Origin of the sequence: Rhodococcus sp. 06-470-2 (genome assembly GCF_002258235.1) — a bacterium.
In the GTDB taxonomy this organism is placed as follows: Bacteria; Actinomycetota; Actinomycetes; order Mycobacteriales; family Mycobacteriaceae; genus Rhodococcoides.
Window position 1 is genome coordinate 15,889 of sequence record NZ_NOYB01000046.1, and the last position, 25,884, is coordinate 41,772.

A 25,884-nucleotide genomic window follows, 5' to 3' on the forward strand; every position below is an offset into this window, starting at 1 on the left:
TCGCTAGTCGGGTGGTGAATCAGTTCGTTGCGGTGGCGGCAGCTGCGGCTTTCGCGGCGGCCGGGGCCGCGTCGGCGATGATCTCGAAGGCTCGGTCGTCGAGGGCAGCGGAGACGAACCAGGCCTCGAATGCACTCGGCGGCGGGTACACCCCGCAGGAGAGGAAGGCGTGGAAGAACGCCGGATATCGCCACGTCTGCGCGGCCTTGGCCTGCGCGTAGTCGGTGACGGGTCCATCGGCGAAGAACACACTCACCATAGTGCCCGCGAACTGCACGTGATGGGTGACGCCTTCGGCGGTGAGGGCGTCGCCGAGCAGTGTTCCGAGTCGCTGCGAGTTGGTCTGCAGCTTCTCGTAGACGGCTGCGTCGGCCAGTTGCAGACTGGTCAGTCCGGCCGCGACGGCGACGGGGTTACCGCTGAGCGTGCCTGCCTGGTACACCGGTCCGGCGGGCGCGAGGTAGGCCATCACGTCCGCTCGACCGCCGAATGCCGCGGCCGGCAATCCGCCGGACATGACCTTGCCGAAGGTGTAGAGGTCGCCTGCGATTCCGTCGATGCCGTACCAGCCGGACGCGCTGACGCGGAAGCCGGTCATCACTTCGTCCATGATCAGCAGTGCGCCGTGCTCGGTCGCGAGGCGGCGCAGTCCCTCGTTGAAGCCGGTGACCGGAGGGATGGCGCCCATGTTTCCTGCGGCTGCCTCGGTGATGATGCACGCGATCTGGCCCGGGTTGGCCTCGAAGGCCGCGGTGACGGCGGCGAGGTCGTTGTAGGGAACGACGATGGTGTCCGACGCCTGTGCGCCGGTGACGCCGGGCGAGGTCGGCAGTCCGAGCGTGGCGAGCCCCGAGCCCGCGTCGGCCAGGAGGGCATCGACGTGGCCGTGGTAGCAGCCCGAGAACTTGACGATCTTGGTGCGGCCGGTGAAGCCGCGAGCCAGACGCACAGCGCTCATGGTGGCCTCTGTGCCCGAATTCACAAGACGAACCTGGTCGACGGGGCCGACGCGACGCACGATTTCCTCGGCGAGTTCGATTTCGCGGAGCGTGGGTGCACCGAACGACAGGCCGGTCGCGGCTGCCTTCTGGACGGCTTCGACGATGGCCGGGTGGGCGTGTCCGTGGATCATCGGACCCCAGGACGAGATGAGGTCGACGTACGAGTTTCCGTCGGCGTCGGTCATGGTGTATCCGCTGGCCTGCGTGATGAAGCGGGGCGTTCCGCCGACCGACGCGAAGGCACGTACCGGCGAGTTGACGCCGCCGGGAATGACCGCGCTCGCGCGGGCGAAGAGTTGGGCCGATACGGGGGCGTCGTTGCCGGGGGAAACAGTCACGACTTCCAGTGTCCCAGGTTCGGTGAAATCACCAACTACAGGGCGTAATAATCCGGAAAGCGGGGGATCGGCCTGTTTCGGTGGTTGAACGGCGAGTGCGCCGGGTAGTCGGTGCCGATGACCAACACCGATGGCGTCAGCAAAGTCGCCGAATTGATGTCCGAAGCCGGGCTCTGCATGTTCACCACCGTCGGCCGAGACGGTCACCTCATCTCGCGCCCGATGGCGCTGCAGGAAGCCGAGTTCGACGGCGACCTGTGGTTCTTCGCCGCTCACGATTCGCGGAAGGTCAGCGACATCGCGGCGAACCCGACCGTCAACGTCTCGTTCCAGTCCGGCGAGGGCTGGGTGTCGCTGTCCGGTACGGCCGCGGTGGTCGACAACACCACCAAGGCCGAGGAACTGTGGAACACCCGAGCGGCCGCGTGGTTCGAGAAGAACCCCGATTCGCGCGAGGTCGACCTGATCCACGTGGCCGCTGAGGGAGCCGAGTACTGGTCCACCCCCGGGTCGAAGGTCTCGAACCTGTTGGCCTACGCCAAGGCCAAGATCACCAACGAGCGACCGGACCTCGGCGAGCACGACGTCGTCGAACTCGAATTACCGCACAATTCGACCGGCTAGTACCGATCGTGCCGGGCTCGCCCCGGACGGCAGCAGCTTCTACCGGTCAGTTCGTGCGGTGGTGTCCGTTGTCCGTGCGTGGGTCGACGGTGTCGCGAACCTTCTCCCCGGTGCTACGCGGGTCGGCGCTGGTGTGCGTGGCGGCATCACGATCAGCGGCGTTTCGTGTCCCGGAGTCGTGCTGGCCGGGGAAGGTCTCGCCGATGTCTGCCCCGCGGTGATGCCCTCGATCGTGATCGTCCGACCGGCCGTCGTTGTCCGTGTGTGCGGCCTTGGCACCCGATCGGTGATCGATGTCCGGATCGAGTTCGTTCGCGCGAGCGAATTCGGCGTCCAGCTCATCGCGCGACTTCGCCGCAACACCCTGATGTGACTGAGCCTGCTGCGCGAGCTTGTCGGCCTCGGCTGCTTTGACATCCGCTTCTGCCTGGGCCCGGCGTGCCTTGGCCTCGCTTTCCCTCGCCAGCAGTTCACGCTCTTCGACGATTGCTGCGTCGTTGGCTGCCTTTTCGCGAATCTCGTTCGCTTCCAACCTCTTACGTTCCTTGCCCTTGCGTGCGACGACGACGGCGAGGGCAACGACGACGAGTACGACTACTACTGCGACGATGATCCATACGGTGGTGCTCATTGGCGGACTCCCATGTTCTCGACTGCCGGACCGGCAGTCGATCTATGCCGGGTACCCGAGTAAAGACTCGACAAACTCACCGAAGGCACCGACCGCCACGGCTTCGAAAGCGCGCAACGGGAGCAGACCCGCCTCCTCCGGGATACACGCGATGAGCCCGACACCCGTCACGAGCGGCAGCTCGTCGAGGTTGACCCGCGCGGCCAGGCTCGGTGCGGCGGGCCACGACCCGATCACCAGACCTGCGCAGTCGACGCCGGCCGCCCGCGCTGCCGCAACGGTCAGAGCACTGTGGTTGAGCGTTCCCAGCTCCGCACCGGCCACGATCACGATCGGCGCAGACATGGCCTTGGCGACGTCGAGCACGGTGAACCCTCCTGCGCCCAAACGCACCGCCACTCCCCCTGCGCCTTCGACCAGCACGAGGTCGTTGGCTGCGTCGAGCTCGCGCACGGCTCCGATCACAGCGTCGAGTTCGAGCATCGGCCGACCCGATCGGCGGGCCGCGACGTCCGGGGCCAGCGGCTCGGGATACCGCGCCAGCTCCACTCCCCGAACGCCCGAAAGGCGTTGCACCACATCGATATCGGCTTCGTCAGGGTAACCGTCTCCGACGCCGGTCTGCGCCGGCTTGCACACAGCGACGGACCGCCCGCCTGCCCGCGCTGCCGCCGCGAGTGCCGCGGTGATCACGGTCTTGCCGACGCCGGTCGACGTTCCGGTCACCAGCAGAACCGTCACCACACAACCGCCGCATTCGACACCGCCGCGAGGACCGACGCGGCACGATCGATGTCGGTGTCGGTGAGATCGGCGCGCGCGGTCAGTCGCAGTCGAGAACCGCCGGCCGGAACCGACGGCGGCCGGAAGCATCCGACGCGGACGCCGAGCTCGAGGCAGTCCGCCGCCGCGCGCACTGCCCGCTGTGCGTCGCCCATGATCACCGGAACGACCGCCGATGTCGTCGGTTCGACGCCTGCTGCGGCGGCGAGTTGTGTTGCACGTATACCGATCGAGTGCACCCGGTCGGGTTCGCCCCGCAGGACGGTCAGCGCGGCCGACGCCGCTCCGACGGAGGCGGGTGCAAGTCCGGTGTCGAACACGAACGTGCGTGCACCGTGCATCACCTGCGTGCGCACCGCTGCCGGCCCGAGCACCACTCCACCCTGCGATCCGAGGGCCTTGGACAGCGTTGCGGTGATCACCAGGTCCGGCGCTCCGGCGAGGCCTGCTTCGTGGACGGCTCCCCTGCCACCGTCCCCGCGTACACCCAATCCGTGCGCCTCGTCGACGACGAGCACCGCGTTCCGTCTCCGGCACACCGCGTACAGCTCGGCCAGAGGCGCGAGATCGCCGTCGGCGCTGAACACCGAATCGGTCACCACGAGGGCCCGCTGTTCGCGACGCTCGCGCAACAGCTGGTCGACGTGGCCGGTATCGCAATGTCGAGCGACGGCCACCCGGGCCCGCGACAGGCGGCAGGCATCGATGAGCGAGGCGTGCGACGCGGCATCGGAGATCACCAGCGCGTCTCGGCCCGCCAGTGCCGTCACGATCCCGAGATTGGCGGTGTAACCGGAGGAGAACACCAGTCCGGCCTCGGCTCCGACGAACTCCGCGAGATCCTCCTCGAGGCGCTCGTGTGCGGTCGTCGTCCCGGTGACCAGCCGCGATCCGGTGGATCCGCCGCCCCATCGGCGCACAGCGGCGCAGGCTCCGTCGATGACGGCCGGATGCCTGGACAGTCCGAGGTAGTCGTTCGACGCCAGATCGAGGATGTCGTCCTCGGCGGTGCGGGCGATGACGATGCGCTCGAGACCGGTCTCGCGTCGGGCGTGCGCGGTGGCGTCGAGCCAGTCCAGAGCGGTCATGGCAGCACCATACTTGAACGCCGTTCAAGTATGGTCGCGCGCCACCGCCACCAGGGCTTCGGCGATGGTAGCCACCTCCGCATCGGTACAGATGAACGGCGGCATCGCGTACACCAGGCGCCCGAACGGACGCAGCCACACTCCCGCGTCGACGGCCGCTGCCGTGGCCCGTGCCATGTCCACCGGACTGTGCATCTCGACGACGCCGATGCCGCCGAGAACGCGAACATCGGCGACTCCCGACAGCGACCGGGCCGGCGCGAGGCCGGCGGCCAGTCCCGACGCCAGAGCGGCGACCTCGGCGCGCCAGTCACGCGAGAGCAACAGTTCCACCGAGGCCACCGCGATCGCGCACGCGAGCGGATTGCCCATGAACGTCGGCCCGTGCATCAGGCCGCCGGCCTCGCCGCCCGAGACCGTCTCGGCCACCTCGGTGGTGCACAGCGTGGCCGCCAGGGTCAGATATCCGCCGGTCAACGCCTTGCCGATGCACATGATGTCCGGCGCGGCGCCGGCGTGGTCGGCTGCGAACAACTCGCCGGTTCGGCCGAAGCCGGTGGCGATCTCGTCGAAGATCAGCAGGAGGCCGTACTCGTCGGCCAGGCGGCGTAGTTCCACGAGGTAGCGCGGGTCGTGGAACCGCATCCCACCGGCGCCCTGCACTATCGGCTCGACGATGATCGCCGCCAGTTCGCTCGCGTGTTCACCGAGTATCTTCTCGAATTCGGCGACGTAGTCGGCGTCGAACTCCACGGGCGGGGCCGGAGCGAACACCTGCTTCGCCAATACATCGGTCCACAGCGTGTGCATCCCGCCGTCCGGGTCGCACACGCTCATCGGAGCGAAGGTGTCTCCGTGGTACCCGCCGCGCCAGGTCAACAGCCGCGTGCGGCCGTTCTCGCCGCGCCCACGCCAGTACTGCAGCGCCATCTTCACCGCGACCTCGACCGAGACCGAGCCGGAATCGGCGAGGAATACCTTGTCGAGCCCGGCGGGGGTGATGTCGACCAGCAACTCGGCCAACCTGGCGGCCGGAGCGTGTGTCAGTCCGCCGAACATGACGTGGCTCATCCGGCCCAGCTGATCGTGCGCGGCGGCGTCGAGCACCGGATGGCGGTAGCCGTGCACTGCCGCCCACCACGAACTCATGCCGTCGATGAGCTGCCGACCGTCGGCCAACGTCAGCCGCACGCCCGACGCACTGTCGACCACCAGCGGCGTCGCACTCGCCGGAAACCGGCTGTAGGGGTGCCAGAGATGGTCGGAGTCGAGTCGACGGACGTCTTCGGAAGTCAGCACGCCAGAGCACACTGCCACAGCACCCGATCGGCCGTCCCGAGACTGGCGAGGTGGCGAAATGTCCGAATCCATTAGCATCGCAGCATGACGACGCGGACCGTGACGAGACTCGTGGGGGTGGTCGTGGCCGCGACGCTGACGCTTGCCGCCTGCGGGGGCACGTCCGCAGCGCCCGTGCCCACCACGACCGTTCCGGACTTCGCCGTCGACACCTCCACCCCCGTCGGTGCCCTCAACGAACGCATCCTGCGATGGATCAACGCCGAGGAGGCACCCGACCCCGCCGAGGTCGACGCCGTCACCGGACCCGAGCTGGCCGAGGCCGTCGCTCCGCTGGGTGGTCTCGCCGGGCCACTCGAACAGCTGCGCGCCGGCGCCCCGAACGTGGCCATGGGGTTCGAGGCCGGTCCCGATTCCGGCGTTCTGCGTTTCACCACCGCAGGCATCCCGGCCACGATCACGACGTCGATCGATGCGGACGGCAGGCTCGACGGCTTCCTGGCCCGGCCGGACACTCCGACGATCTCGTCGTTCGACGATCTCGACGCGGCACTGTCGAAAGTGGCTCCGAACTACTCCTACAGCGCGTCACGGCTCAACGGCGGCGACTGCGAGTCGATCTACTCCACCGATGCGGACTCGGTGCTGCCCCTCGGGTCGGTGTTCAAGCTGTACGTACTCGGCGCTCTCACCGACGAGATCGAGGCAGGCACCGTCCGCTGGGACGAGCAGCTCACCGTTCGCGACGCCACCAAGAGCGCGCCGTCCGGCGAACTGCAGAATCTGCCCGACGGCACGAAGGTGTCGGTCCGCGACGCGGCCGAGAAGATGATCTCGTTGTCCGACAACACCGCAACGGATCTGTTGATGGATCGCCTCGGCCGCGACCGGGTCGAGCGTCAGCTCTCGGTCATGGGTCATCACGATCCGTCGGTGATGACGCCGATGATGGACACTCGGCAGTTCTTCGTCATCGGGTTCGGCAATCCGAACATGCGAGCCGAGTGGTCCGAGGCCGACCCCGACGCCCGGGCCGAGCTGCTCGAGCAGGCAGACGCGAGGCCGCTCGAGATCGACTTCGAGAACTTCGTCGACAACCCGGCGTCGGCCGACGGGGTCGAGTGGTTCGCCAACGCGCAGGACGTCTGTGCCGCGATGGGTTACCTGGCGACGAGTGAGTCGGCCGAGGAGAACCGTCGCATCCTGGCGATCACTCCGGGGGTGCAGCTCGACGCGGCGCTGTGGCCGTATTCGGGGTTCAAGGGCGGCAGCGCTCCCGGCGATCTGGCGGGCGCATTCCTGGCCACCGATGCCGCCGGTCAGGACTGGATCGTCACCGAGCAGTTCCGGGCCGACGGCGCGATCGATCCGATCCCGTCCAGCTACGCGTTCCTCGTCGCCCAGCAGGCTTTCGCACTGCTGAAGTGAGTGGGATTTGTAACATCGGTGTTACTGCTGCATTACACTCGCGGTCGTGGAGGCACAACACGAACCAGCCCAGTACGCGTGGCCGGAGGGCTTCAAGGAGTTCCTGGTCGGTGAGTTCACCGACTTCAGCCCCCTGGTGAACAGGGCTCTGGAGGACAACTGCGCGTCCCTGTTCCACGACGGTCCGTACGCGAAATCGGGCTTCTGGCGCACCGTCCGCGCGGTGTGGAAAGAATTCGTCTGGCCGGTCTGAGATTCCGGCCTTCACGGGCGGCTGCAAAAGGTTACCGTCGAGTATGGCAACCACAACGGATCACCTTCGGAACACTCTGGACGGCCGCTGGCGAGATGTGAAGAACGAGGCGCGCAGGCAGCTTGCCCGCGACGAGTTCCGTCCGCACTACACGCCGAACACCGTCATCGCCCGCACCAAGGCGATGGAACAGCTCAAGCTTCTCGCCGCTGCAGGCGCTGCCGACAACGGCTTCAAGAAGGAACACGGCGGCACCGGTGATGTCGGTGCAGCGGTGACGATGATCGAGATGCTCGCGATGAGCGATCTGTCGCTGATGGTCAAGGCCGGCGTCCAGTGGGGGTTGTTCGGCGGTGCCATCGAGAATCTCGGCACCGAACGCCACCACGAGGCCTACGTCCCCAAGATCATCAGTCTCGACCTGCTCGGCTGTTTCGCCATGACCGAGACCGGACACGGCAGTGACGTGCAGTCGCTCGAGACCACGGCGACGTACGACCCGAAGACCGACGAGTTCGTCATCAACTCCCCCACGCCGTCCTCGCGCAAGGACTACATCGGTGGTGCCGCCGAAACGGCGACGGTCGCCGCGGTGTTCGCCCAACTCATCACCGCAGGCCCGGGCGAGGAGCCCGAGAGCCACGGCGTGCACTGCTTCTTCGTTCCACTGCGCGACGAGAACGGTGACGACCTGCCCGGTGTCACCACCTCGGACTGCCAGTACAAGGGCGGTCTTCCCGGAGTCGACAACGGCCGCCTGATGTTCGATCACGTCCGCATCCCGCGAGACAATCTGCTCAACAAGTACGCCGACGTGTCCGACGACGGTACGTACTCCTCCCCGATCGAGAACAAGTCTCGACGGTTCTTCACGATGCTCGGCACGTTGATCCGCGGACGTGTCACGGTCGGCGGCAGTGCCGCGGCGGCTGCCCGTGTCGCCCTCGACATCGCGACGCGATACGCGTTGCAGCGCAGGCAGTTCTCCGCGCCCGATTCCGATCAGGAGGTCCTGATCATGGACTACCTGGTGCATCAGCGTCGACTGTTCCCACTCATCGCCAAGTCCTACGCCCTGCAGTTCGCGCAGAACGAGCTCGTTTCGAAGATGCACGAGCTGCAGACCTCGGACAATCCCGACGCCGAGGAGCAGCGCGAGCTCGAATCGAGGGCTGCCGGCCTCAAGGCGGCGAACACCTGGCACGCCACCGCCGCGATTCAGGAAGCGCGCGAAGCGTGCGGCGGCGCAGGCTATCTGGCCGAGAACCGGCTGATCTCGCTCAAGGCCGACACGGACGTGTTCACCACGTTCGAGGGCGACAATCATGTGTTGACGCAGCTGGTCGCGAAGGAGCTGCTCACCGCGTACGCCGACGACGTCAAGTCCATGAGCCCGGTCGAATGGGTCAAGTTCGCCGCCGACATGGTGGGCGACCGCGTCGTCAAACGCACTGCGGCCCAAGCGATCATGCAGACCATCCTCGATCGGCGTCAGGACAACGAGGAAGAGGGCTCGCTGTTCAACCGCGGCACCCAGGTCAAGATGTTCGAGGATCGCGAGGAGTACCTGCTCTCCACGGTCGCCCGCCGGCTGCAGTCCAAGTCCAAGGAGACCAGCCCGTTCGAGGCGTTCAACGCGGTGCAGGATCACGTTCTGCATGCCGCGAGCGCGCACATCGATCGGATCATCTTCGAGGCATTCATCGCCGGCATCGAATCGTGCGAGGACTCCACCACCAAGGCTCTGCTCGACGAGGTCTGCGACCTCTACGCGCTGTCGGTGATCGAGGCGGACAAGGCCTGGTTCATCGAACACCGCTATCTGTCCACCGAGCGATCCAAGGCCGTCACCCGCGCCATCAACGAGCGGTGCCGCACCCTGCGTCCGCACGCCGAACTGCTCGTCGACGGCTTCGGAGTGCCCGAGGCGTTGGTCGGTGCTGCGATGCTCGGTGAGCCCGGGGCCGGAACCGAGGAAGAGCCGGCCGCGAACCCCAGTCACGCGCACTGACGCGTAGCCGGGTTCAGCCGGGAGTCACTGCGAAGACCCGGCAGGGACCGCCGGTCGCGCCTGCGTGCTTCGGTGCGCCGACGACGACCGTCGCCCCTGCCGGGGGCACCGCGTCCAGATTTGCCAGTGCCTCGACTCCGTATCGGCCTGCCCCGAGAACCGCTGTGTGAGCCGGGTATTCGCGGTCGTTCATCCGGTCGAGGCTCAGGGTGTCCACTCCGATTCCGACGATGCCCCGCTCGCGTACCAGCAGCTGCGCCGCGTCCGCGCCGAAGCCGGGGGCCGCACGTTCGGCCAGCCTGTTCTGCCAGCCACTGTGCATCACCACCAACGCGCGGTCCGGAATCCGGCCGTGCTCGCGCTCCCACTGCGCGATGTCCTCGCTCGTCACCACGGCCTCGGGGTCGGACGCGGCCCGGGCGGAGATGTCAACCACCACCAGCGGTGCGATCAGATCCTCCAGGGGCAGGATGTCGGCCGTCGCGCCGCCCCGAATGCGGTGCGCCGGGGCATCGATGTGCGTTCCCGTGTGCTCCCAGTACGAGAGTTCGTTCACCAGGAACCCGCCCAGTTCGTAGGCGGCGACCGGCCGCATCGTGAACGGTTCGCTGCCCGGCCACACCGGAAACGTCGGGCTCAGGGTGTGGGTCAGATCGACCAGGCGGCCCGCCGGAATCGCCGAACCGACAACGGGTTCGGCGCGCACCGCCCCGGCCGTCGCAACGGTCAACGCGGCGGCTCCCAACGATCCGAACAGCGCCCTACGGCCGATTCTGCGGTGAACGGTCTCGATGACCTCGGGGCCGCACATCAGTCGGCAGCGGGGGTGACCAGCAGAACCTTGTCGTCCGATCCGTTGTCGGTGGTCAGGAGGAATGCGCCGTCGTCGCCGAAGCTGGTGAGCGAACGCAGTCGACCGTACGTACCCACCAGGGCGTCGGCCTCGTCGACGTATTCCGTGCCGTCCTCGGACAGCTTCAGAAACGTCAGCTTCTCGCCCTGCTGACTCGAGATCACCGCGGCCCCGTTCCAGGAACCCCATCCCGCGCCGTTCGCGAAGGTCAGACCGGGCGTGGCGATGGTGGGACTACCCGAGCTCCACACGGCGGCGAGTGCACCGGGCACGCGGGTCGGATCGGTCATCGGTACCGACTCGTCGTAGATGAACGGGAGTCGATCGGGGCGGTAGCCGTAGTTGCCGCCGGGCACCAGCAGGTTCAACTCGTCGTCTCGGGTCGTGCCCTGCTCCACCTCGTAGATCTGACCGGTGCCGGGTCGAATCGCCAGGCCCTGCACGTTCCGATGTCCCAGAGTGAAGATGCGATCCGGGGCGTCGGCTGCGGCGGTGCCGTCTGCATTGATATGTAACACCTTGCCGCCCAACGAGTTCCGATCCTGCGGAACCGTCGGCGTCGCCGTGTCTCCGGTGCCGACGTACAGGGTGCCGTTGGGATGGGCCAGGATGCGGCAGCCACCGTGACGACCGCCGTCGGCAACGGGAATGTCGTCGACGAGGGTGCCGGTGCGGGTCAGAGCGGTCCACTCCGGATCCACGGTCCACGAGAGCACGGCGATGTGGTTCTCGCTCGCGCCTCCCGCACTTCCGGTTCCGGCGCTACCGGTACCGCCACTACTGCCGCCCTGCACACCCTGGCACGTGTAGATGGTTCTGGATGCGGCGAAATCCGTCGCGAGAGCTATGCCCATCAGGCCCGTCTCGCCGGACGCGTACAGGTCGTCGAGGTCCGCGGCGAGTTCGCGGGTGGCACCGCCGACATCGCGGATCACGAACCGTCCCGAGCGTTCACCCGTCAGCACCGTTCCGTCCGGTGCGACCACCGCATCCCACGGCTTGGCGAGTCCGTCGAGCACGGTGGTGACCGTCAGATCGGGGAGCGGGTCGGCCTGCGCCGTCGCGGTGGTCGTACCGGCAAGCGTCAGGAAGACGCTGGCAGCTATCACTCCGGAACTGGACACCAGCTTGTTCATCCACACTCCTGACGACGATCCGCGACCGGCCCGATATGACCGGTATCACATGATCTTAAACACACTCTTCGGGCAAACCGCCGACTCATGACGCGATTCGGTTCCCGGCAGCAGAACGAATCCCCGGCAATCCTCCGTCCCACGTAGTGGCGGCAACCCCTGGTCAGCCGACCTCGGGGGTGACGAGCAGCACCTGGTCGTCGGAGCCGTTGTCGGTGGTGAGCAGAAAGCGGCCGTCGCTGCCGAAGGGGGTCAGCGACCGCAGCCTGCCGTACGTGCCCTCCAGTGCCTCGGCCTCGGCGACGTACTCGGTTCCGTCGTCCGACAGTGCCAGGAAGACGAGCTTCTCGCCCTGCTGACTCGAGATCACCGCCGCACCGTTCCAGGAACCCCACTGCTCACCGTCGGTGAACGTGACGTCGGGGGTGGCGATGGTGGGATCACCCGAACTCCACACTGCGGGCAGGGCACCGGGAACCCGGTCGGGGTCGGTCATGGGGACCGATTCGTCGTAGACCGACGACCGTCGATCGGGGCGGTAACCGTAGTTGCCGCCCGGCACCAACAGGTTCAGCTCGTCGTCTCGGCTCGTCCCCTGCTCGACCTCGAAGATCTGGTCGGTTCCGGGACGGATCGCCAGTCCCTGCACATTGCGATGACCGAGAGTGAAGATCCGATCCGGGGCATCGGCTGCGGCGGTGCCGTCTGTGTTGACGTGTAACACCTTGCCGCCCAGTGAGTTTCGATCCTGAGGAACAGTGGGGCTCGCCGTGTCCCCGGTGCCGATGTACAGCGTGCCGTCGGGATGGGCCAGGATGCGGCAGCCACCGTGACGCCCGCCGTCGGCAACGGGAATGTCGTCGACGAGGGTGCCTGTGCGCGTGAGGGCCGTCCACTGCGGGTCCACGGTCCACGACATCACGCCGATGTGGTTACCGTCGTCGCCGCGCACACCCTGACAGGTGTAGATCGTTCGCGACGCAGCGAAATCGGTAGCCAGTGCGATCCCCATCAGTCCGGTCTCACCGGCGGCGTAGAGATCGCCGAGGTCCGCATTCAGTTCACGCTGGACTCCGGCCGAGTCGCGGATGACGAACCGGCCGGAGCGCTCCCCCGTCAGCACCGTTCCATCGAGAGCGACCACCACGTCCCACGGTTTGTCGAGGCCATCGAGCACGGTGGTGACCGACAGGTTCGGTAGCGGCCCGGCAGGCGCGGCCGGGGAAGGAGCAGCGTCGGAAGAGCTCTGCGACGCGGTCGCGGACGACTCGCTCGGCTCTGCGCTACTGCCCTGGTCGGTGGTGTCCGCCGAACAGGCCGCCAGCAGGGCGACGCTCATGGCGAGGACGGCTGCGCCGGTGACAGGTTTCTTCACGAGCGCTCCTGACGATGTTCGATGAGTCCCATTTTTCCGGTATCACCGTTTTCGCGACTTCCGAACCACCGACCGAGTGTGTCAGGACACCAATCGATACCCGGCTTCGGCGACTGCGGCGTCCACCGCCGCGGTGTCGAGCGTCGAATCGCTGCTCACCACGACCGCACCGGAATCCACATCGACGTCGACGCCGGTGACTCCCGAGATCTCCGATACCTCTTCCGTCACCGATGCGGCGCAGTGCTCGCACGTCATGCCCTCGACCGAATATGTCGTCTGCATCTTCACTCTTGCCTCTCGAGTCAGGAACGAACCAGGCGCGCGATGGCCTCGGAGGCCTCTTTCACTTTCGCGTCCGCCTCGGGTCCGCCGTGTTTCGCGGCTTCCACCACGCATCCAGCGAGGTGGGCGTCGAGCAGCTTCAACGACACCGACTGCAGAGCTTTGGTCACCGCGGACACCTGGGTGAGAACGTCGATGCAGTAGCGATCGTCTGCGACCATTCTCGATATCCCGGCCACTTGGCCCTCGATACGACGCAATCGCTTCAGCAAGTCGTCCTGCTCGGCGCTGTAGCTGCTCATGTCCGCCATGATACCCCTACCCGGTAGGGGGTGCGCCTCCGGACACGAGTCGCCGGACGCCGTCGACCGTCAACAGTCCGGCCACGATGGCGGCAAGAGCGGCCAGCGCGATCCAGGACCCCGAGTAGAACGTCCCCGAATACGCCGGGGACACCTCCGGAACAGCGGGAAACTGCGTGGTGCGCACCCCGGCGTTCCAGCACTCCACCGCTCCGATCACCGCGAGCAGAGCCAGCACCAACTCCGCCCACCCGAGGGACTTCCTCACAGGTACTCCCGCTTCGCCGTTTCGAGAGCCGCGCGCAGACCGTCGTCGTCCTTCGCCCACGCCTGCACCAGTCCGCCGCCCACCAACCGCAGCCCGATGCCGTGCCGCTTGCGCGGGACGCCCGACAGCTCTCCGAGTACCCGCGCGGTCTCCCACTTCTTCGGCTCGTATTCGCCGTCGGCGTACTCGGCTGGGGGCAGAATGTCGTCGATCTCGTCGAGGTCGACGGTCTCGGTTCCCTGTCGCAGCCGACGGGTGGTGAGTTCGACGCTGACGTGCATCCGCGCGGCGCGGAGCTGGACGTACGTGAAACCGACGAGAATCAGCGAGAAGAGAGCGAGAGCGAACCAGTGGACCACCGGCCCTGATGCGAGCTCGACCGCGAGTACTACGAGGCAGAACACCGGCCCCCAGGCCAGCATCCGCCACCGGCCACCGGGCTCGTGGAAGAGCACGGTCTCGTCGATGGGGGTATCACTGCTCACGGATGAACCACTCCCGTGCCGACGGCCGGTAGACCAGGACCGCTGCGACCACCAGCGCGACGGTGATCACCAGCAGCACGAACGGGAACACCAGCGCGGCGAAGGTCAGCAGCAGCGCGGTGGCTCCGGACAGCGCGACCAGGGCGCGTCGGAACCGGCGGTCTCCGCTCCGGACCGGGCCCGACATCAGGCCGACGGCCAGCCCGACCACACCGAAGATCACGCCGAGTCCACGAAAGACCGTCAGGAAGGAATCGACCTGTTCGTCCGTCGCACCGCCGGTGGTGAACGACGCGCGGATCTGGTCGGCGGGGAGCGTCAGGGCGATCATGCACACGACGATCAGCAGCACCGCGGAGGTCAGCCACAGCCAGTAGGCGGCGGAAACCACTCGGGGCCGGACGATCGGTGTGTCGGTGTCTGCGCTCACGCCAGACATCCTGCCACCGGGGGTGAGCTGTGCGTTCGGCCGGCAGAGATTTCCGCGCCGACGCGACGTGCTCAGCCTGCAGAAATTCCCAGTGCCATGATCGCGATGGCGGCCGAGACGGCGAGCAGCAGCCCGAGCAGGGCCCAGCCGGGGCGACCGCTCTCGGCGGGACAGGGCTCGCGATCGACGGCCGGTGCTGCGGTCGGCTGCGTGATGCTCGCTGCTGCAGGGGTGTGCTCTGCCATGTCGGTTCCGATCACTCGAGACGATATCGACAGTGATGCTAGTCACACAGCCCGTACCGCAGCCCCGAACACGCCCGAAATTATCGAGTTCTGAAAACTACCGCCGTCCCGAAGCGACGAAGTATTCGTTGGATTCCCGACGGTGCATCAGGTAGATCGCCCCGGCGGCCAGCACTCCCTGGCCGATGCCGAGCACACTCATCACGATGTTCATCGCTCCTGCGCTCGACGCAATGGCGAACAGTTCGAGGATCATGGTGAACACGGTGAACGATCCGATGATGGTGAGCAGCATGCGCGCCCACATCTTGCCTGCGCGCATCCGCTTGACCCAGAACAGGAACAGCGCCCCGAAACCGAGTACGACGAACACCGTGACGACGAGCATCACCGTCACCATCGACTGCGTGGACTCCACCGTCATGTCGGCGGCTGCGTCCTGCGCTGCGAGGTCGTCGAGCAGGGACTGCGCGAATTCCTCGCGCGCCCCGAACAGCGTCCACACCGAGAACAGCGCCGAGAGCGCCCCGATCAGCGCCACTCCCCACCACAGGTGGCGTGCGGTCTCTACGTCGACGGGCGCCGGACGCGGGGTCGGCTCGAGCTCCGGTCCTGTCTGCGGGAACCCGTGCTCGAGCTCCCAGCGCTGCCAATCCGGCTGCGGCGGTGGGTTACCCGGCCTGTTGCTGTCTGGGTTGGTGCCGTCCGGGTTGTTGTTCGGAGGAAATTCGTTCACAACCAGCCCGCCACTTCGGTAGCCCAATAGGTCAGTACGACATCGGCACCGGCGCGTCGAATGCCGACGAGCGATTCCAGCACCGCCGCGTCGCGGTCGATCCACCCGTTCTGAGCGGCGGCGGTGATCATGGCATATTCCCCGGAGATCTGATACGCCGCAACCGGAACCGGTGACATCTCGGCGACGTCGCGAAGAATATCGAGGTACGACATCGCCGGCTTGACCATCACCATGTCGGCACCCTCGGCGAGATCGAGCTCCACCTCGTGGGTGGCCTCGCGGCGGTTCGCCGCGTCCTGCTGGTACGTCCGGCGATCGCCCTGCAACGAGGACCCCACTGCTTCGCGGAACGGGCCGTAGAAGGCCGAGGCGTACTTGGCCGAATACGCCAGCTGACCGACCTCGACGTGGCCTGCAGCGTCGAGTCCGGCGCGGATGGCCCCGACCTGCCCGTCCATCATTCCGCTCGGTCCCAGCAGGTGCGCACCGGAATCCGCTTGTGCGACGGCCATGTCGACGTACCGCAACAGGGTGGCGTCGTTGTCGATGGAACCGTTCTCCCCCAGGACTCCGCAGTGCCCGTGGGAGGTGAACTCGTCCAGGCAGGTATCGGCCATGATGACCGTCGAATCCCCGAGGTCGGCCTTCAGCCGCGCCAGGCCGCGATTGAGGATTCCGTCCGGGTCGGTTGCCCCCGAGCCGGTTTCGTCCTTGTCCTCGGGTCTCGGTACTCCGAACAGCATGACGCCGCCGACGCCGGCCGAGACGGCCTCCTCGGCGGCAGCACTGAGCGAATCCAGCGTGTGCTGAAACACTCCCGGCATCGAGCCGATGGCCCGCGGCTCGGTGATGCCGTCGGCCACGAACATCGGCAGCACCAGATGCCGTGCCTCGAGCGAGGTCTCGGCCACGAGTCGACGCAGTGCCGGGGTGCGGCGCAGGCGTCGGGGACGGTCGGTGGGGAACAAGCGAACTCCTTACGGACCGGGTGTGCTGAGCGTGAGATCGGCGGCCGAGTTACCGGCGGCGCGACTTCTTGCGCGGCGGGGGCAGTGCGCCCTCGGCCCGCAGGCGGGCCGCGTGCTCGGCGAGAGCCTCGACCAGCGGTCCGACCTGTGCCGACTCGGGCTGCACATCCACGCGCAGACCGAATTCGACGGCCGTCTCGGCGGTCTTGGGGCCGATGCACGCCACCAGGGTGCGAGCGTGCGGCTTTCCGGCGATGCCGACCAGGTTCCGGACGGTGGAGCTCGACGTGAAGCACACTGCGTCGAAGCCGCCGGTCTTGATCATCTCGCGGGTCTCGGCGGGGGGCGGTGCCGCCCGAACGGTGCGGTAGGCCGTGACGTCGTCGATCTCCCAGCCGCGTTCGCGCAGCCCCTCGGCGAGCGTTTCGGTGGCGATGTCGGCGCGCGGCAGAAGGACTCGGTTGACCGGGTCGAAGACCTCGTCGTACGGCGGGAAGTCCTCGAGCAGTCCGAGCGAGCTCTGCTCACCCGATGGCACGAGTTCGGGGTTGATGCCGAACGAGCGCACCTTCGCCGCGGTTGCCTCACCGACACAGGCGATCTTGACGCCGGAGAACGCGCGAGCGTCCAGGCCGAACTCCTCGAACTTTTCCCACACGGCGCGAACGGCGTTGGTCGAGGTGAAGACGACCCACTGGTAGCGACCGTCGACCAGGCCCTTGACGGAGCGTTCCATCTGGGCCGGGCTGCGCGGGGGCTCGACGGCGATGGTCGGAACCTCGATGGGGATGGCACCGTGGGTGACGAGGCGATCGCTCATCTCCCCTGCCTGATCCTTGGTGCGAGGCACCAGCACGGTCCAGCCGTACAGGGCGCGAGATTCCCACCAGGACATCTTGTTTCGACCCGAGACGACCTTGCCGACAGTGACGACGAGGGATCCGACGAGCTCGGATCCGGCGTCGTTGAGGGTGGCGAGGGTGGCCTCGACGGTGCGTTGCTGACGGGTGGTGCCGCGGACGGTGATGGCCGCGGGTGTCTGCGGTGCCAGGCCGTGTTCGACGAGGGCACTGGCGGTTTCGGCCAGGTGACCCGATGTCGCGTGCAGTACCAGCGGGCCGGGGGCCGCGGCAAGAGCTGCCCAGTCGACCTCGCCTCGGACGTCGGCCTCGGTGTGACCCGAGCCGAGTGCCATTCCGGCGTAGCTGGGCACGGCCGATCCTGCGGGCAGGCCGGGGAGCACCTCGAACGGCACGTGCGTGCGTGCGACGGCGCCGACCTCGGCGATCACCGAGTCGGTCGTGAGCGGATCACCGGAGACCAGGCGAACCACGTCGTGGCCGTTCTTGGCTTCGGCGAGAAGGGTTTTGGCGACCTCGGCCGGTTCGCCGAGTGCCGGACGAACCTCGACACCGTTCTCGCCCGTCTCCGGGTCACGCGGAACGTCGGCACCGACAAGGGCGGTGACGCCCTTGTCGACGTCGGGATCGGTGAATGCGAGCTCGGCCGCTCCGAGCACTTCCCGTGCCCGGACCGTGAGCAGAGCCGGGTCACCCGGCCCGGATCCCACGAACAGGATCCGTCCGTTGGTGTTCTTGCGGACTGGGCTCATCGGTTGTTCTCCAGTGCTGTCTTGTGTGGGTACTGCAGTTCTATCGGGGTTGCGGTGCCCCGTTTCGGAATCAGTCGAGCGGTGGCGATCGACTCTCTTCGCACCACGGGACGGGTCGCCTTGCGTTTGGCGCGTCCGCGGACGGGTGCCGTTATGGCCCTAGACATGAGATCCACCCCGTAGACGAGAATCGGCCTGTGCCGGTTCGGTGACCGAAACGAGTTCGCGCGCACCGAGATCGAGCAGTTCGCGGGCCAATTCCCGGCCCAGCTCCTCGGCTCGCTCGGGTGATCCGACGATCGACGCGCGGATGGTGTCGCTGCCGTCGATGGCGGCGACGCAGCCTCGCAGGGACAGTTCGTCGAAGATTCGGCCGTCCTCGTCGATGGATTCGACGACCTCGGCGATCGCGCCGACCGGGGCGGTGCAGCCGGCTTCGAGTTCGGCGAGCAGTCCGCGTTCGGCTGCTACCGCGGCGCGTGAGTGCGCGTCGTCGAGGGTGGCGATGGCCGCCGCGAGATCGGTGTCCTCGACGCGGCATTCGACGGCGAGCGCACCCTGGGCAGGTGCCGGAAGCAACTGAACCGGGTCGAGTGCTTCGGTGACCACGTCCAGTCGGCCGATGCGGGCCAGTCCGGCGCGGGCGACGATGACGGCGTCGAGCTCGCCCGACGCCACCTTTCCGATCCGCGTGTCGAGGTTGCCGCGCAACGGCTGAACGTCCAATCCCTGTCCGAGAGCGCGCAATTGAGCGATACGACGCGGGGCTGACGTGCCGACCTTCGCGTCGGCGGGCAGTTCACCGAGTACCAGTCCGTCACGGGCCACCAGGGCGTCGCGCGGGTCCTCGCGAGCCGGGATGGCGGCGATGGTGAACCGGTCGTCGGCCGCGGTCGGCAGATCCTTGTACGAGTGCACCGCGATGTCGACGGTGCCGTCGGCCAATGCCTCACGCAGCGCCGCGGTGAAGACGCCGACGCCGATCGTCTGCACGGGAGCAGAAGACAGGTCGCCTGCGGTCTTGACGATCACCAGTTCCGCTTCGACTCCGGCTGCCGCGAGGGCCACCCGAACCGTGTCGGCCTGGGTGGTCGCGAGAAGGCTTCCGCGAGTACCGATCTTGACGACGGCGGTCATTCGGCACGCTCCTGACCGGTGGTTCCGCCGGGGTAGGAGTCCGAGCGTAGATCGGTGCGGCTGGCGGTGAAATCGTCCACCAGTTCCAGCGAGCCGATCTCCATGGGTGTGGCGACGGCATCGACCGAGCCGGGGCTCAGCTCGAACAACTCGCGCAGCGCAGCGGCATAGGAATCTCCACCCGGTGTGCTGGCGAGCTGCTTGACCCGCACGGTGGGCGAATGCAGCAGCTTGTCCACGACGCGGCGCACGGTGCGCGCCACCTCGTCGCGCTGCGGCGAGTCGAGCCCTGGCAGTCGCGATTCGAGACGGAGCAGCTCTCCCTCGACCACCTCGGCAGCGCGCTGGCGCAGCGCCGTGACGGTGGGGGTGACCTCGGCAAGTCGTTGTCCGGCAAGGTAACCCGAGAGTTCACTGGATACGATCTCGCGGGCGGCCGACGCGTCGTTGGCTGCGGCACCGGCAGCAGGATCGCGCTGCAGGGACTCCATGTCGAAGACGGTGACGCCCGGCAGACCCGACACCGCGGCGTCGACGTCGCGCGGCAGACCGAGGTCGCAGATCACCAACGGTCGATCCGAGCCGCGGCGGGCGAGCGCGAGGTGGGCGTCGGCGATGGAGACCACGGCCCCCACCGCTCCGGTACAGGTGAGGAGGATGTCGGCCTCGGCGACTGCGTCGGCCAGGTCCTCGATGGCGACCGAGGTTGCTGCGATCCCGTTGGAGACGGCGTTCTCGGCCAGGTGGTCGGCTCGCTCGCGGGTGCGGTTGACCACGGTCAGCGCGCCGATGCCTGCGCGGCCGAGGTGGGCGACGGCGAGGCCGCCCATCGCTCCGGCTCCGAGGACGACGGCCTTGCGGCCGGCGAGGGAGCCGTCGAACTTGTCGGCGGCGCGGTCGAGGGCGACCGAGACCACCGAGGCTCCGGCGGCGTCGATGCCGGTTTCGCTGTGCACGCGCTTGCCCACGCGCAGGGCCTGCTGAGCCAGTTCGTGCATCACGCGGCCCGAGGCCTGCTGGCCGTCCGAGGCGGCGTAGGCCGAACGGATCTGGCCGAGGATCTGCTGCTCGCCGATGACCATCGAGTCGAGGCCACTGGCCACGGCGAAGAGGTGCTCGACGGCGGCTTCGCTGTAGCGGACGTACGCGTGCTTGGTCAGGTCCGCGATCTCGAGCCCTGAGTGTTCGCCGAGAACTTCGCCGACGGCGGTCAGCGCGCCGTGGAAGGCGTCGACGACGGCGTAGATCTCGACCCGGTTGCAGGTGGACACCACCATGACCTCGGAGATGCTTCCGCTGGCCATCAGCTTGTCGGTCAGTTTCGGGCGATCGGTGTCCGTGATGGCGACACGCTCGAGAACTGCGACGGGAGCGCTACGGTGCGAAATCCCGACGAGAAGGACACTCACGGTGCAATCACCGATCCGTTTCTTGTCGAACTGTTGACTGGGCTTGGATTGCCGGCGATGCGCGGGCCGTGACTGCGGCCGAGGCGTGCCGTTGACGTGAGCGGGGGCGGCGATACCGGCTGCGGCCGGGGGGCGGTGACGATGGCCGGACCGTCGATGTCGGTCGGTCCCGAGACGTTGCGGGAGCTGTTGAAGGAGAGCACCTGCATCTCCACTGCCAGGTCCACGCGCCGCACCTCGACATGCTCGGGGACGTCGAGAACCATCGGCGAGAAGCTCAGGATGGATTCGACGCCACCGGAGACGAGTTGCTCGGCGACGCTGTGCACGGATTCGTCGGGGGTGGCGATGACGCCGATGGTGGCTTCGAGTTCACGGCAGGCGACCACGAGTTCGTCGACGTGCCGGACGGTCAGTCCGTCGATGTCGATGCCGACGCGCGCCGGGTCGTTGTCGAACAGTCCGACCATCGTGAAGCCGCGTCGGGCGAATCCGCCGTAGCCGGCCAGCGCCTGTCCGAGGTTGCCGACTCCGGCCAGGACGACGCGATGGCCGCGATCGAGTCCGAGTGCGCTGTCGATCTTGGCGCGCAGGCGCGCCACGTCGTAGCCGACTCCGCGAACGCCGTTGGGGCCGAGAAAGGACAGATCCTTGCGGAGTTTGGCCGATCCGACGCCTGCTGCGGTGGCCAGTTCTTCACTGGAGACGATGAGAACGCCCTCGTCTGCGAGGATGGAGAGGACCCGCAGGTACGTCGCCAGACGGGTGACCGTAGCCTGAGGGATGACCCGCTCTACGCCGCTGGGCGACGGGCGCTCTTCGGTCACGTCTGGGGCTCCTCGTCCGAACGGCGTCGATGCCGGTCTTCACGCTGATCCTGCGTTCGTGTCTATTTCACGGACGCTGTTCACACCACGGTAACTGCTTGTGAACGAATGAACAAAGTTGCGCACACCGGCCCTCACCTGCACACGCGAGAGCAATCACACGTTCTTAGGGTGCCCTGCCCGGGTGAGATCGGCTCGCAACCGCGGCACGTCTACCTCCCAGTAACTGTGTTCGATGCCGTCGAGGAGCACCACGGGCACTCGATCCCCGTACTCCGCACGCAGGTCAGGCGATTCCGCTGCCGCCTCGTCGACGTCGACGACGGTGACCGGCACGTCGAATTCGCGGCACACCTCGCTCAACACCTCGAACGCGTGCGTGCAGGAATGGCAGCCTGCGCGGGTGAGAAGAGCCACGCCGGTGGGAGTTGTCTGCATGAATCCACTGTGACACGAGCTCGGCGGAGACGAAGGTCACAGTCCCCGGTCCGATTCGGGGGCCGAACGACGGGCGCGCAGTACTGCCCTTCGCCTGTCGTCCGGACGACCCCGACTAGGCTTGCGGCGAGCGACTCGACTGGGAGGTGGACATGGTGAGCGACGGGGGAACAGACCTGCCGATCGAGAACACGCCCGATATCGACATGGTCGATACCAACGATCCGAGCGAGGACAAGCAGTTCAAACGCCGCATCCGCAGGATTCGCAATCCATTCGGCCCGACCGACGCCGAGGTCCGCGCCAACGTGGCAGGCCAGGCCAGTGCCGATGCCGCCCTGGCGTTGCAGATCGAATCCGAGGCGGCCGTTCCGCGGGATCTGACTGCTGCCGCCTTCTTCGACGTGGACAACACGATGGTGCAGGGCGCGTCGATCATTCACTTCGCTCGCGGGTTGGCCGCGCGCAAGTACTTCACCAGCGGCGATCTGGCCCAATTCGCTTGGCAGCAGGTCAAATTCAGGGTCAGCGGCAAGGAGAACAGCGAGGACGTGGCCAGCGGCCGCGAGAAGGCGCTCTCGTTCATCACCGGCCGTCCCACCTCGGAGCTGACCCGGCTCGGCGAGGAGATCTACGACGAGTTGATCGCGGACAAGATCTGGGCCGGTACCCGGGCTCTCGCGCAGATGCACCTCGACGCCGGTCAGCAGGTCTGGCTGGTGACGGCCACTCCTCTCGAACTGGCCCAGATCATCGCCAAGCGCCTCGGCTTGACCGGGGCACTCGGAACGGTCGCCGAGAGCAAGGACGGGGTGTTCACCGGCCGTCTCGTCGGCGACATCCTGCACGGCATCGGTAAGGCGCACGCGGTGCGTTCGCTGGCGGTGCGCGAAGGTCTCAACCTCAAGCGCTGCACCGCGTACTCGGACAGCCACAACGACGTGCCGATGCTCTCCCTGGTCGGCACCGCCGTGGCGATCAACCCCGATACCGACCTGCGTGAGCTGGCCAAGAACCGGGGTTGGGAGATCCGCGACTACCGCACCGGACGCAAGGCAGCCAAGATCGGAGTGCCCACGGCGTTGGCCCTGGGAGCGGTGGGCGGTGGGCTCGCCGCGGTGATCGGCCGTCGCAAGTCCTGATCCATCCCGGTGACGACAGTCAGAGCGTGAGCTGCATCAGCGTCAGGTCCAGCCAGCGACCGAACTTCACACCCACCTGCGGCATCTGCCCGACGGTGACGAACCCGAGTTTCTCGTGCAGTGCGATCGAGGTGGTGTTCTCGGATTCGATGAACCCGACGAGCACGTGCACCTCGCTCGCCTGCGCCCGCTCGATCAGTTCGCTCAGGAGCGCACTGGCCAGTCCGCGACGGTAGAAGTCTCGGTGGATGTACACCGAGTGTTCCACCGAATGCCGATAGCCGCTCTTGACCCGCCACTGCCCGTACGACGCGTATCCGGCCACCCGTCCGTCGACCTCTGCGGTGAGGACCGGGTATCCAGCGGCGATCCGGCCCTCGAACCAGGCCGTGCGATCGGCGAGATCGACCTGTTCCTCGTCCCAGATGGCGGTGGTGTTGGCGACCGCATCGTTGTGTATGTCGAGAATCTCGGGTAGATCGGCAGCGGTGGTGTCGCGGATATGCACTGGCACAGGGTAACCCGAGCGTCTAACCCAGGAAGACGTTGCGCCTCTTGGCAAGCAGTCGATACAGCGTGTGCTGGATGGTCTCGCGGACGTGGTCGGTCAACTCGAACAGCACCATCGGATCCTCGAACGCGGTGGAGTCGTACCCGTCGGTGGGGATCGGTTTGCCGAATTCGATGTACCACTTGGACGGCATCGGAATCAGACCGAGCGGACCGAGGTGCGGGAAGAAGGGCGTGACCGGAAAGTAGGGCATTCCCATCAGTCGGGCCAGCGGTGCGATGTCGCCGATCTTGGGGTAGATCTCCTCGGAGCCGACGATGGAGCACGGGATGATCGGCACACCCGTCCGCAGTGCAGCCGAGACGAATCCGCCGCGGCCGAATCGCTGCAACTTGTAGCGCTCACTGAACGGTTTGCCGATGCCCTTGAACCCCTCGGGGAACACCGCGGCGACCTCGCCGGTACGCAGCAGACGCTCGGCGTCGGGGTTGCAGGCCAGCGTGTGCCCGGCCTTGCGGGCGATCGTGCCGACACCGGGCATCTCGAATGCCATGTCGGCGGCCAACATTCGCAGAGGCCGGTGTGCCGGGTGGTGATCGCGCACGGCGACCGACGCCATCAACGCATCGACGGGCACCACGCCTGCATGGTTGGCAACGACCAGTGCGCCGCCGTCGGACGGAATGTTCTCGATGCCTTTGACCTCGACGCGAAACCACTTGTCGAACAGCGGCCGCAGCAACGGAAGCCAGATCGCGTCGGCGAAGTGCGGGTCGTAGCCGAACTCGTCGACGCTGTAGTCACCGGCCAGCCGCCTGCGTACGAACTCGGCGACCGAGGAGATCTGGTCGACGATCGTGGACTTGGTGTCGTCGATCATCGACAGCAGTGGAGCCGGTATCGACGGCGTCACAGCCGACGCGGCGGCAGGCGCCGGGTCCAGCAACGGCGTCGGCTCTCGGGGATCGGTGTAGGCGGAGGGGTGCCGCTCACGCGAGCCCGCAGCCGCTCGGGCCGAGCGTCCCGAGGTGCCGCCGTGCAATGGAATCACTTTGGCCACTTCGCTCACCCGTCCCCTCCCGAACTACGCACCGCTCCGGAACGCGGCAGTGCTGCCAGTGCACGCGCCGTGGACGCGCCTGTCTCGACGGCCGAGACCAGTCGATCCTCGACGCTGTCCACCCATTCGGTTCTGATGACCGGCCGCAGCGCTGCGCCTCGGACGAAGTCGTCGAACGCCTGAACCGTGGTCCACCGCGGCTCGAATCCCAGGACGGACCGCATGCGGGTGGTGTCGAGTCCGCAGCCGAAGTGGAAGTAGTCGAGTTGCTCGGTGGTGAACTCGCGCATCATGCCGCCCATCAGCGCGCGGCCGACGCTCTTGAAGAGCGGGAACGGTACCGGCACCTGAACGCGGCCGGCTCGGCGAATCGCCTGGGAGAGCATGATCGTGCCGTCGGCTCCGATGTTGAACGTGCCCGCCGACCCGCCGAGAGTGGCGCGCTCGAGGGCAGCCAGGGCGTCCTCTTCGTGCAGCAACTGCATGCGGGCGTCGCGACCGACGATGCTGGGGATCAGCGGCGAGGTCATGTAGCGCGAGATGGTGCCGTTCAGTCGCGGACCGATCAGCGGTGCCATGCGCAGGATCGACACCGCGATGTCCGGTCGTCGACGGCCGAGGCCGCGTAGGTATCCCTCGATGTCGATCGTGTCCCGCGCGTACGCACCGCTCGGGGGGCGTCGGGCACTCATCTCCTCGGTGAATTGCACGGGGTCCTTCGCGCTGCAGCCGTACACCGAGGACGACGAACGCAGCACGACCCTCTCGACGGTCGGTGACTTCTGGCAGACCGCGAACAGCTGCATCGCGCCGATGACGTTGAGGTCCTTCATCGTCGCGCGGCCACCGGATTTCGGAGGCTTGGCGACGGTCGCTGCGTGCACGACGGTATCGACGCCTGCATTGCGAATCACTTTGCCGATCAGCGGATTACGAATGTCGGCGCGGACGAATTCCGCGCGGCCCATCCGGCGCAGCAGATCCTTGCTCGGAGACACGGCGTCGACGGCGATGACGCGCTCGATGTTCGGATTCTGGGCCAGCCTGGTGACGAGGTAACCGCCGAGGAATCGACTCGCTCCGGTCACGAGGACCACTCGGGGCGCGGTCGATCCACGATCGCTCGGACTCACTGCGCACCCCCAACGTCGGTTCCGCTGCAAAGCCTACTGGATCAGTAGGTGTCCGGGTGGGTGAGAAGCAAAG

Annotated in this window: 29 protein-coding genes; 5 read left to right on the forward strand and 24 right to left on the reverse strand. The window is 67.1% G+C overall.

Translation table 11 applies throughout. The features are described from left to right. Nucleotides 1-19 precede the first annotated feature (19 nt). On the reverse strand, nucleotides 20-1,339 hold the full coding sequence (gene hemL, locus CH276_RS25885; RefSeq protein ID WP_094629719.1) for a glutamate-1-semialdehyde 2,1-aminomutase: 1,320 nt from the start codon (nucleotides 1,337-1,339) through the stop codon (nucleotides 20-22). 117 nt (nucleotides 1,340-1,456) lie between these two features. Here hemL and CH276_RS25890 point away from each other — a divergent pair, with 117 nt between their 5' ends. Then, complete coding sequence (locus CH276_RS25890; protein WP_032394174.1) at nucleotides 1,457-1,963, forward strand: pyridoxamine 5'-phosphate oxidase family protein; 507 nt, start codon at nucleotides 1,457-1,459, stop codon at nucleotides 1,961-1,963. Between the two features lie 46 nt (nucleotides 1,964-2,009). Here the strand turns inward: CH276_RS25890 and CH276_RS25895 are convergent, their stop codons facing one another. From CH276_RS25895 to CH276_RS25910, 4 genes are read right to left on the reverse strand one after another with little or no spacing between them, the layout of a single operon-like run. Beyond that, complete coding sequence (locus CH276_RS25895; protein ID WP_094629720.1) at nucleotides 2,010-2,594, reverse strand: hypothetical protein; 585 nt, start codon at nucleotides 2,592-2,594, stop codon at nucleotides 2,010-2,012. Between the two features lie 42 nt (nucleotides 2,595-2,636). Beyond that, nucleotides 2,637-3,335 carry a dethiobiotin synthase gene (gene bioD, locus CH276_RS25900; protein ID WP_045200999.1) on the reverse strand — a complete coding sequence of 233 codons (699 nt, stop codon included), beginning with the start codon at nucleotides 3,333-3,335 and terminating at the stop codon, nucleotides 2,637-2,639. Continuing rightward, the gene (locus CH276_RS25905; protein WP_094629721.1) at nucleotides 3,332-4,465 is read right to left on the reverse strand and encodes an 8-amino-7-oxononanoate synthase; all 1,134 of its coding nucleotides are present in this window, start codon (nucleotides 4,463-4,465) and stop codon (nucleotides 3,332-3,334) included. Before CH276_RS25905 ends, bioD begins: the two co-directional genes overlap by 4 nt. 24 nt (nucleotides 4,466-4,489) lie before the next feature. Next, a complete protein-coding gene (locus CH276_RS25910) occupies nucleotides 4,490-5,761 on the reverse strand; it encodes an adenosylmethionine--8-amino-7-oxononanoate transaminase (RefSeq protein ID WP_441344213.1) in 1,272 nt (423 codons plus the stop codon). An 87-nt stretch (nucleotides 5,762-5,848) separates the two neighbouring features. Between CH276_RS25910 and CH276_RS25915 the strand changes: the two genes are divergently transcribed. From CH276_RS25915 to CH276_RS25925, 3 genes are read left to right on the forward strand one after another with little or no spacing between them, the layout of a single operon-like run. Further along, the gene (locus tag CH276_RS25915) at nucleotides 5,849-7,192 is read left to right on the forward strand and encodes a serine hydrolase (protein ID WP_094629722.1); all 1,344 of its coding nucleotides are present in this window, start codon (nucleotides 5,849-5,851) and stop codon (nucleotides 7,190-7,192) included. 46 nt (nucleotides 7,193-7,238) lie between these two features. Continuing rightward, on the forward strand, nucleotides 7,239-7,445 hold the full coding sequence (locus CH276_RS25920; RefSeq protein WP_045198931.1) for a hypothetical protein: 207 nt from the start codon (nucleotides 7,239-7,241) through the stop codon (nucleotides 7,443-7,445). Between the two features lie 43 nt (nucleotides 7,446-7,488). Beyond that, nucleotides 7,489-9,456 (forward strand): acyl-CoA dehydrogenase family protein, encoded by a 1,968-nt coding sequence (locus CH276_RS25925; protein WP_094629723.1) that lies wholly within the window; start codon nucleotides 7,489-7,491, stop codon nucleotides 9,454-9,456. A gap of 13 nt (nucleotides 9,457-9,469) precedes the next feature. Here the strand turns inward: CH276_RS25925 and CH276_RS25930 are convergent, their stop codons facing one another. The 16 genes from CH276_RS25930 to CH276_RS26005 all read right to left on the reverse strand — a co-directional run bounded on the left by CH276_RS25930 (nucleotide 9,470) and on the right by CH276_RS26005 (nucleotide 21,965). After that, nucleotides 9,470-10,267 carry a cyclase family protein gene (locus tag CH276_RS25930; protein ID WP_094629724.1) on the reverse strand — a complete coding sequence of 266 codons (798 nt, stop codon included), beginning with the start codon at nucleotides 10,265-10,267 and terminating at the stop codon, nucleotides 9,470-9,472. Further along, nucleotides 10,267-11,445 (reverse strand): PQQ-dependent sugar dehydrogenase, encoded by a 1,179-nt coding sequence (locus tag CH276_RS25935; protein ID WP_094629725.1) that lies wholly within the window; start codon nucleotides 11,443-11,445, stop codon nucleotides 10,267-10,269. The genes CH276_RS25930 and CH276_RS25935 overlap by 1 nt, the downstream gene beginning before the upstream one ends. 163 nt (nucleotides 11,446-11,608) lie before the next feature. Beyond that, nucleotides 11,609-12,784 carry a PQQ-dependent sugar dehydrogenase gene (locus CH276_RS25940; RefSeq protein WP_094629791.1) on the reverse strand — a complete coding sequence of 392 codons (1,176 nt, stop codon included), beginning with the start codon at nucleotides 12,782-12,784 and terminating at the stop codon, nucleotides 11,609-11,611. Between the two features lie 117 nt (nucleotides 12,785-12,901). Next, a complete protein-coding gene (locus CH276_RS25945) occupies nucleotides 12,902-13,105 on the reverse strand; it encodes a heavy-metal-associated domain-containing protein (RefSeq protein ID WP_094629792.1) in 204 nt (67 codons plus the stop codon). A 20-nt stretch (nucleotides 13,106-13,125) separates the two neighbouring features. Next, a complete protein-coding gene (locus CH276_RS25950) occupies nucleotides 13,126-13,407 on the reverse strand; it encodes a metal-sensitive transcriptional regulator (protein WP_032393890.1) in 282 nt (93 codons plus the stop codon). Between the two features lie 16 nt (nucleotides 13,408-13,423). After that, on the reverse strand, nucleotides 13,424-13,675 hold the full coding sequence (locus tag CH276_RS25955) for a hypothetical protein (RefSeq protein WP_254924032.1): 252 nt from the start codon (nucleotides 13,673-13,675) through the stop codon (nucleotides 13,424-13,426). Then, a complete protein-coding gene (locus CH276_RS25960) occupies nucleotides 13,672-14,097 on the reverse strand; it encodes a hypothetical protein (RefSeq protein WP_045200992.1) in 426 nt (141 codons plus the stop codon). Before CH276_RS25960 ends, CH276_RS25955 begins: the two co-directional genes overlap by 4 nt. A gap of 52 nt (nucleotides 14,098-14,149) precedes the next feature. Beyond that, nucleotides 14,150-14,590 carry a hypothetical protein gene (locus tag CH276_RS25965; protein WP_094629727.1) on the reverse strand — a complete coding sequence of 147 codons (441 nt, stop codon included), beginning with the start codon at nucleotides 14,588-14,590 and terminating at the stop codon, nucleotides 14,150-14,152. 71 nt (nucleotides 14,591-14,661) lie between these two features. Next, nucleotides 14,662-14,835 (reverse strand): hypothetical protein, encoded by a 174-nt coding sequence (locus CH276_RS28655; RefSeq protein ID WP_155290783.1) that lies wholly within the window; start codon nucleotides 14,833-14,835, stop codon nucleotides 14,662-14,664. Nucleotides 14,836-14,932: 97 nt separating this feature from the next. After that, nucleotides 14,933-15,571 (reverse strand): hypothetical protein, encoded by a 639-nt coding sequence (locus CH276_RS25975; RefSeq protein WP_094629728.1) that lies wholly within the window; start codon nucleotides 15,569-15,571, stop codon nucleotides 14,933-14,935. Continuing rightward, a complete protein-coding gene (gene hemB, locus CH276_RS25980; protein WP_094629729.1) occupies nucleotides 15,568-16,542 on the reverse strand; it encodes a porphobilinogen synthase in 975 nt (324 codons plus the stop codon). Before hemB ends, CH276_RS25975 begins: the two co-directional genes overlap by 4 nt. 49 nt (nucleotides 16,543-16,591) lie before the next feature. Continuing rightward, nucleotides 16,592-18,154 carry a uroporphyrinogen-III synthase gene (locus CH276_RS25985; protein WP_032393884.1) on the reverse strand — a complete coding sequence of 521 codons (1,563 nt, stop codon included), beginning with the start codon at nucleotides 18,152-18,154 and terminating at the stop codon, nucleotides 16,592-16,594. Between the two features lie 159 nt (nucleotides 18,155-18,313). Continuing rightward, nucleotides 18,314-19,291 (reverse strand): hydroxymethylbilane synthase, encoded by a 978-nt coding sequence (gene hemC, locus CH276_RS25990; protein ID WP_094629730.1) that lies wholly within the window; start codon nucleotides 19,289-19,291, stop codon nucleotides 18,314-18,316. Next, nucleotides 19,288-20,700, reverse strand: a complete 1,413-nt coding sequence (locus tag CH276_RS25995) for a glutamyl-tRNA reductase (RefSeq protein ID WP_032393882.1) — start codon at nucleotides 20,698-20,700, stop codon at nucleotides 19,288-19,290. The genes hemC and CH276_RS25995 overlap by 4 nt, the downstream gene beginning before the upstream one ends. Further along, nucleotides 20,697-21,527: a redox-sensing transcriptional repressor Rex gene (locus CH276_RS26000; RefSeq protein ID WP_032393881.1), complete on the reverse strand. Its 831-nt coding sequence runs from the start codon at nucleotides 21,525-21,527 to the stop codon at nucleotides 20,697-20,699. Before CH276_RS26000 ends, CH276_RS25995 begins: the two co-directional genes overlap by 4 nt. Before the next feature lie 156 nt (nucleotides 21,528-21,683). After that, nucleotides 21,684-21,965, reverse strand: a complete 282-nt coding sequence (locus CH276_RS26005; protein ID WP_032393880.1) for a glutaredoxin family protein — start codon at nucleotides 21,963-21,965, stop codon at nucleotides 21,684-21,686. A gap of 206 nt (nucleotides 21,966-22,171) precedes the next feature. Here CH276_RS26005 and CH276_RS26010 point away from each other — a divergent pair, with 206 nt between their 5' ends. Continuing rightward, on the forward strand, nucleotides 22,172-23,107 hold the full coding sequence (locus CH276_RS26010; protein ID WP_045200988.1) for an HAD family hydrolase: 936 nt from the start codon (nucleotides 22,172-22,174) through the stop codon (nucleotides 23,105-23,107). Nucleotides 23,108-23,126: 19 nt separating this feature from the next. On the opposite strand, the gene CH276_RS26015 is transcribed toward CH276_RS26010, so the two are convergent. From CH276_RS26015 to CH276_RS26025, 3 genes are read right to left on the reverse strand one after another with little or no spacing between them, the layout of a single operon-like run. Beyond that, nucleotides 23,127-23,615, reverse strand: coding sequence for a GNAT family N-acetyltransferase (locus CH276_RS26015; protein WP_032394167.1), 489 nt, complete (start codon nucleotides 23,613-23,615; stop codon nucleotides 23,127-23,129). A gap of 22 nt (nucleotides 23,616-23,637) precedes the next feature. Further along, complete coding sequence (locus CH276_RS26020; protein WP_094629731.1) at nucleotides 23,638-24,687, reverse strand: lysophospholipid acyltransferase family protein; 1,050 nt, start codon at nucleotides 24,685-24,687, stop codon at nucleotides 23,638-23,640. Further along, on the reverse strand, nucleotides 24,684-25,811 hold the full coding sequence (locus CH276_RS26025; RefSeq protein ID WP_254924033.1) for an NAD-dependent epimerase/dehydratase family protein: 1,128 nt from the start codon (nucleotides 25,809-25,811) through the stop codon (nucleotides 24,684-24,686). Before CH276_RS26025 ends, CH276_RS26020 begins: the two co-directional genes overlap by 4 nt. Between the last annotated feature and the right edge of the window lie 73 nt (nucleotides 25,812-25,884).

Bases quoted from the DNA above. Each gene is read 5' to 3' on its own strand.
- CH276_RS25890 (WP_032394174.1), top strand. From the start codon at position 1,457: ATGACCAACACCGATGGCGTCAGCAAAGTCGCCGAATTGATGTCCGAA.
- CH276_RS25895 (WP_094629720.1), bottom strand. From the start codon at position 2,594: ATGAGCACCACCGTATGGATCATCGTCGCAGTAGTAGTCGTACTCGTC.
- CH276_RS25905 (WP_094629721.1), bottom strand. From the start codon at position 4,465: ATGACCGCTCTGGACTGGCTCGACGCCACCGCGCACGCCCGACGCGAG.
- CH276_RS25915 (WP_094629722.1), top strand. From the start codon at position 5,849: ATGACGACGCGGACCGTGACGAGACTCGTGGGGGTGGTCGTGGCCGCG.
- CH276_RS25925 (WP_094629723.1), top strand. From the start codon at position 7,489: ATGGCAACCACAACGGATCACCTTCGGAACACTCTGGACGGCCGCTGG.
- CH276_RS25930 (WP_094629724.1), bottom strand. From the start codon at position 10,267: ATGTGCGGCCCCGAGGTCATCGAGACCGTTCACCGCAGAATCGGCCGT.
- CH276_RS25935 (WP_094629725.1), bottom strand. From the start codon at position 11,445: ATGAACAAGCTGGTGTCCAGTTCCGGAGTGATAGCTGCCAGCGTCTTC.
- CH276_RS25940 (WP_094629791.1), bottom strand. From the start codon at position 12,784: ATGAGCGTCGCCCTGCTGGCGGCCTGTTCGGCGGACACCACCGACCAG.
- CH276_RS25945 (WP_094629792.1), bottom strand. From the start codon at position 13,105: ATGCAGACGACATATTCGGTCGAGGGCATGACGTGCGAGCACTGCGCC.
- CH276_RS25950 (WP_032393890.1), bottom strand. From the start codon at position 13,407: ATGAGCAGCTACAGCGCCGAGCAGGACGACTTGCTGAAGCGATTGCGT.
- CH276_RS25960 (WP_045200992.1), bottom strand. From the start codon at position 14,097: ATGCTGGCCTGGGGGCCGGTGTTCTGCCTCGTAGTACTCGCGGTCGAG.
- CH276_RS28655 (WP_155290783.1), bottom strand. From the start codon at position 14,835: ATGGCAGAGCACACCCCTGCAGCAGCGAGCATCACGCAGCCGACCGCA.
- CH276_RS25985 (WP_032393884.1), bottom strand. From the start codon at position 18,154: ATGAGCCCAGTCCGCAAGAACACCAACGGACGGATCCTGTTCGTGGGA.
- hemC (WP_094629730.1), bottom strand. From the start codon at position 19,291: ATGACCGCCGTCGTCAAGATCGGTACTCGCGGAAGCCTTCTCGCGACC.
- CH276_RS26005 (WP_032393880.1), bottom strand. From the start codon at position 21,965: ATGCAGACAACTCCCACCGGCGTGGCTCTTCTCACCCGCGCAGGCTGC.
- CH276_RS26010 (WP_045200988.1), top strand. From the start codon at position 22,172: ATGGTCGATACCAACGATCCGAGCGAGGACAAGCAGTTCAAACGCCGC.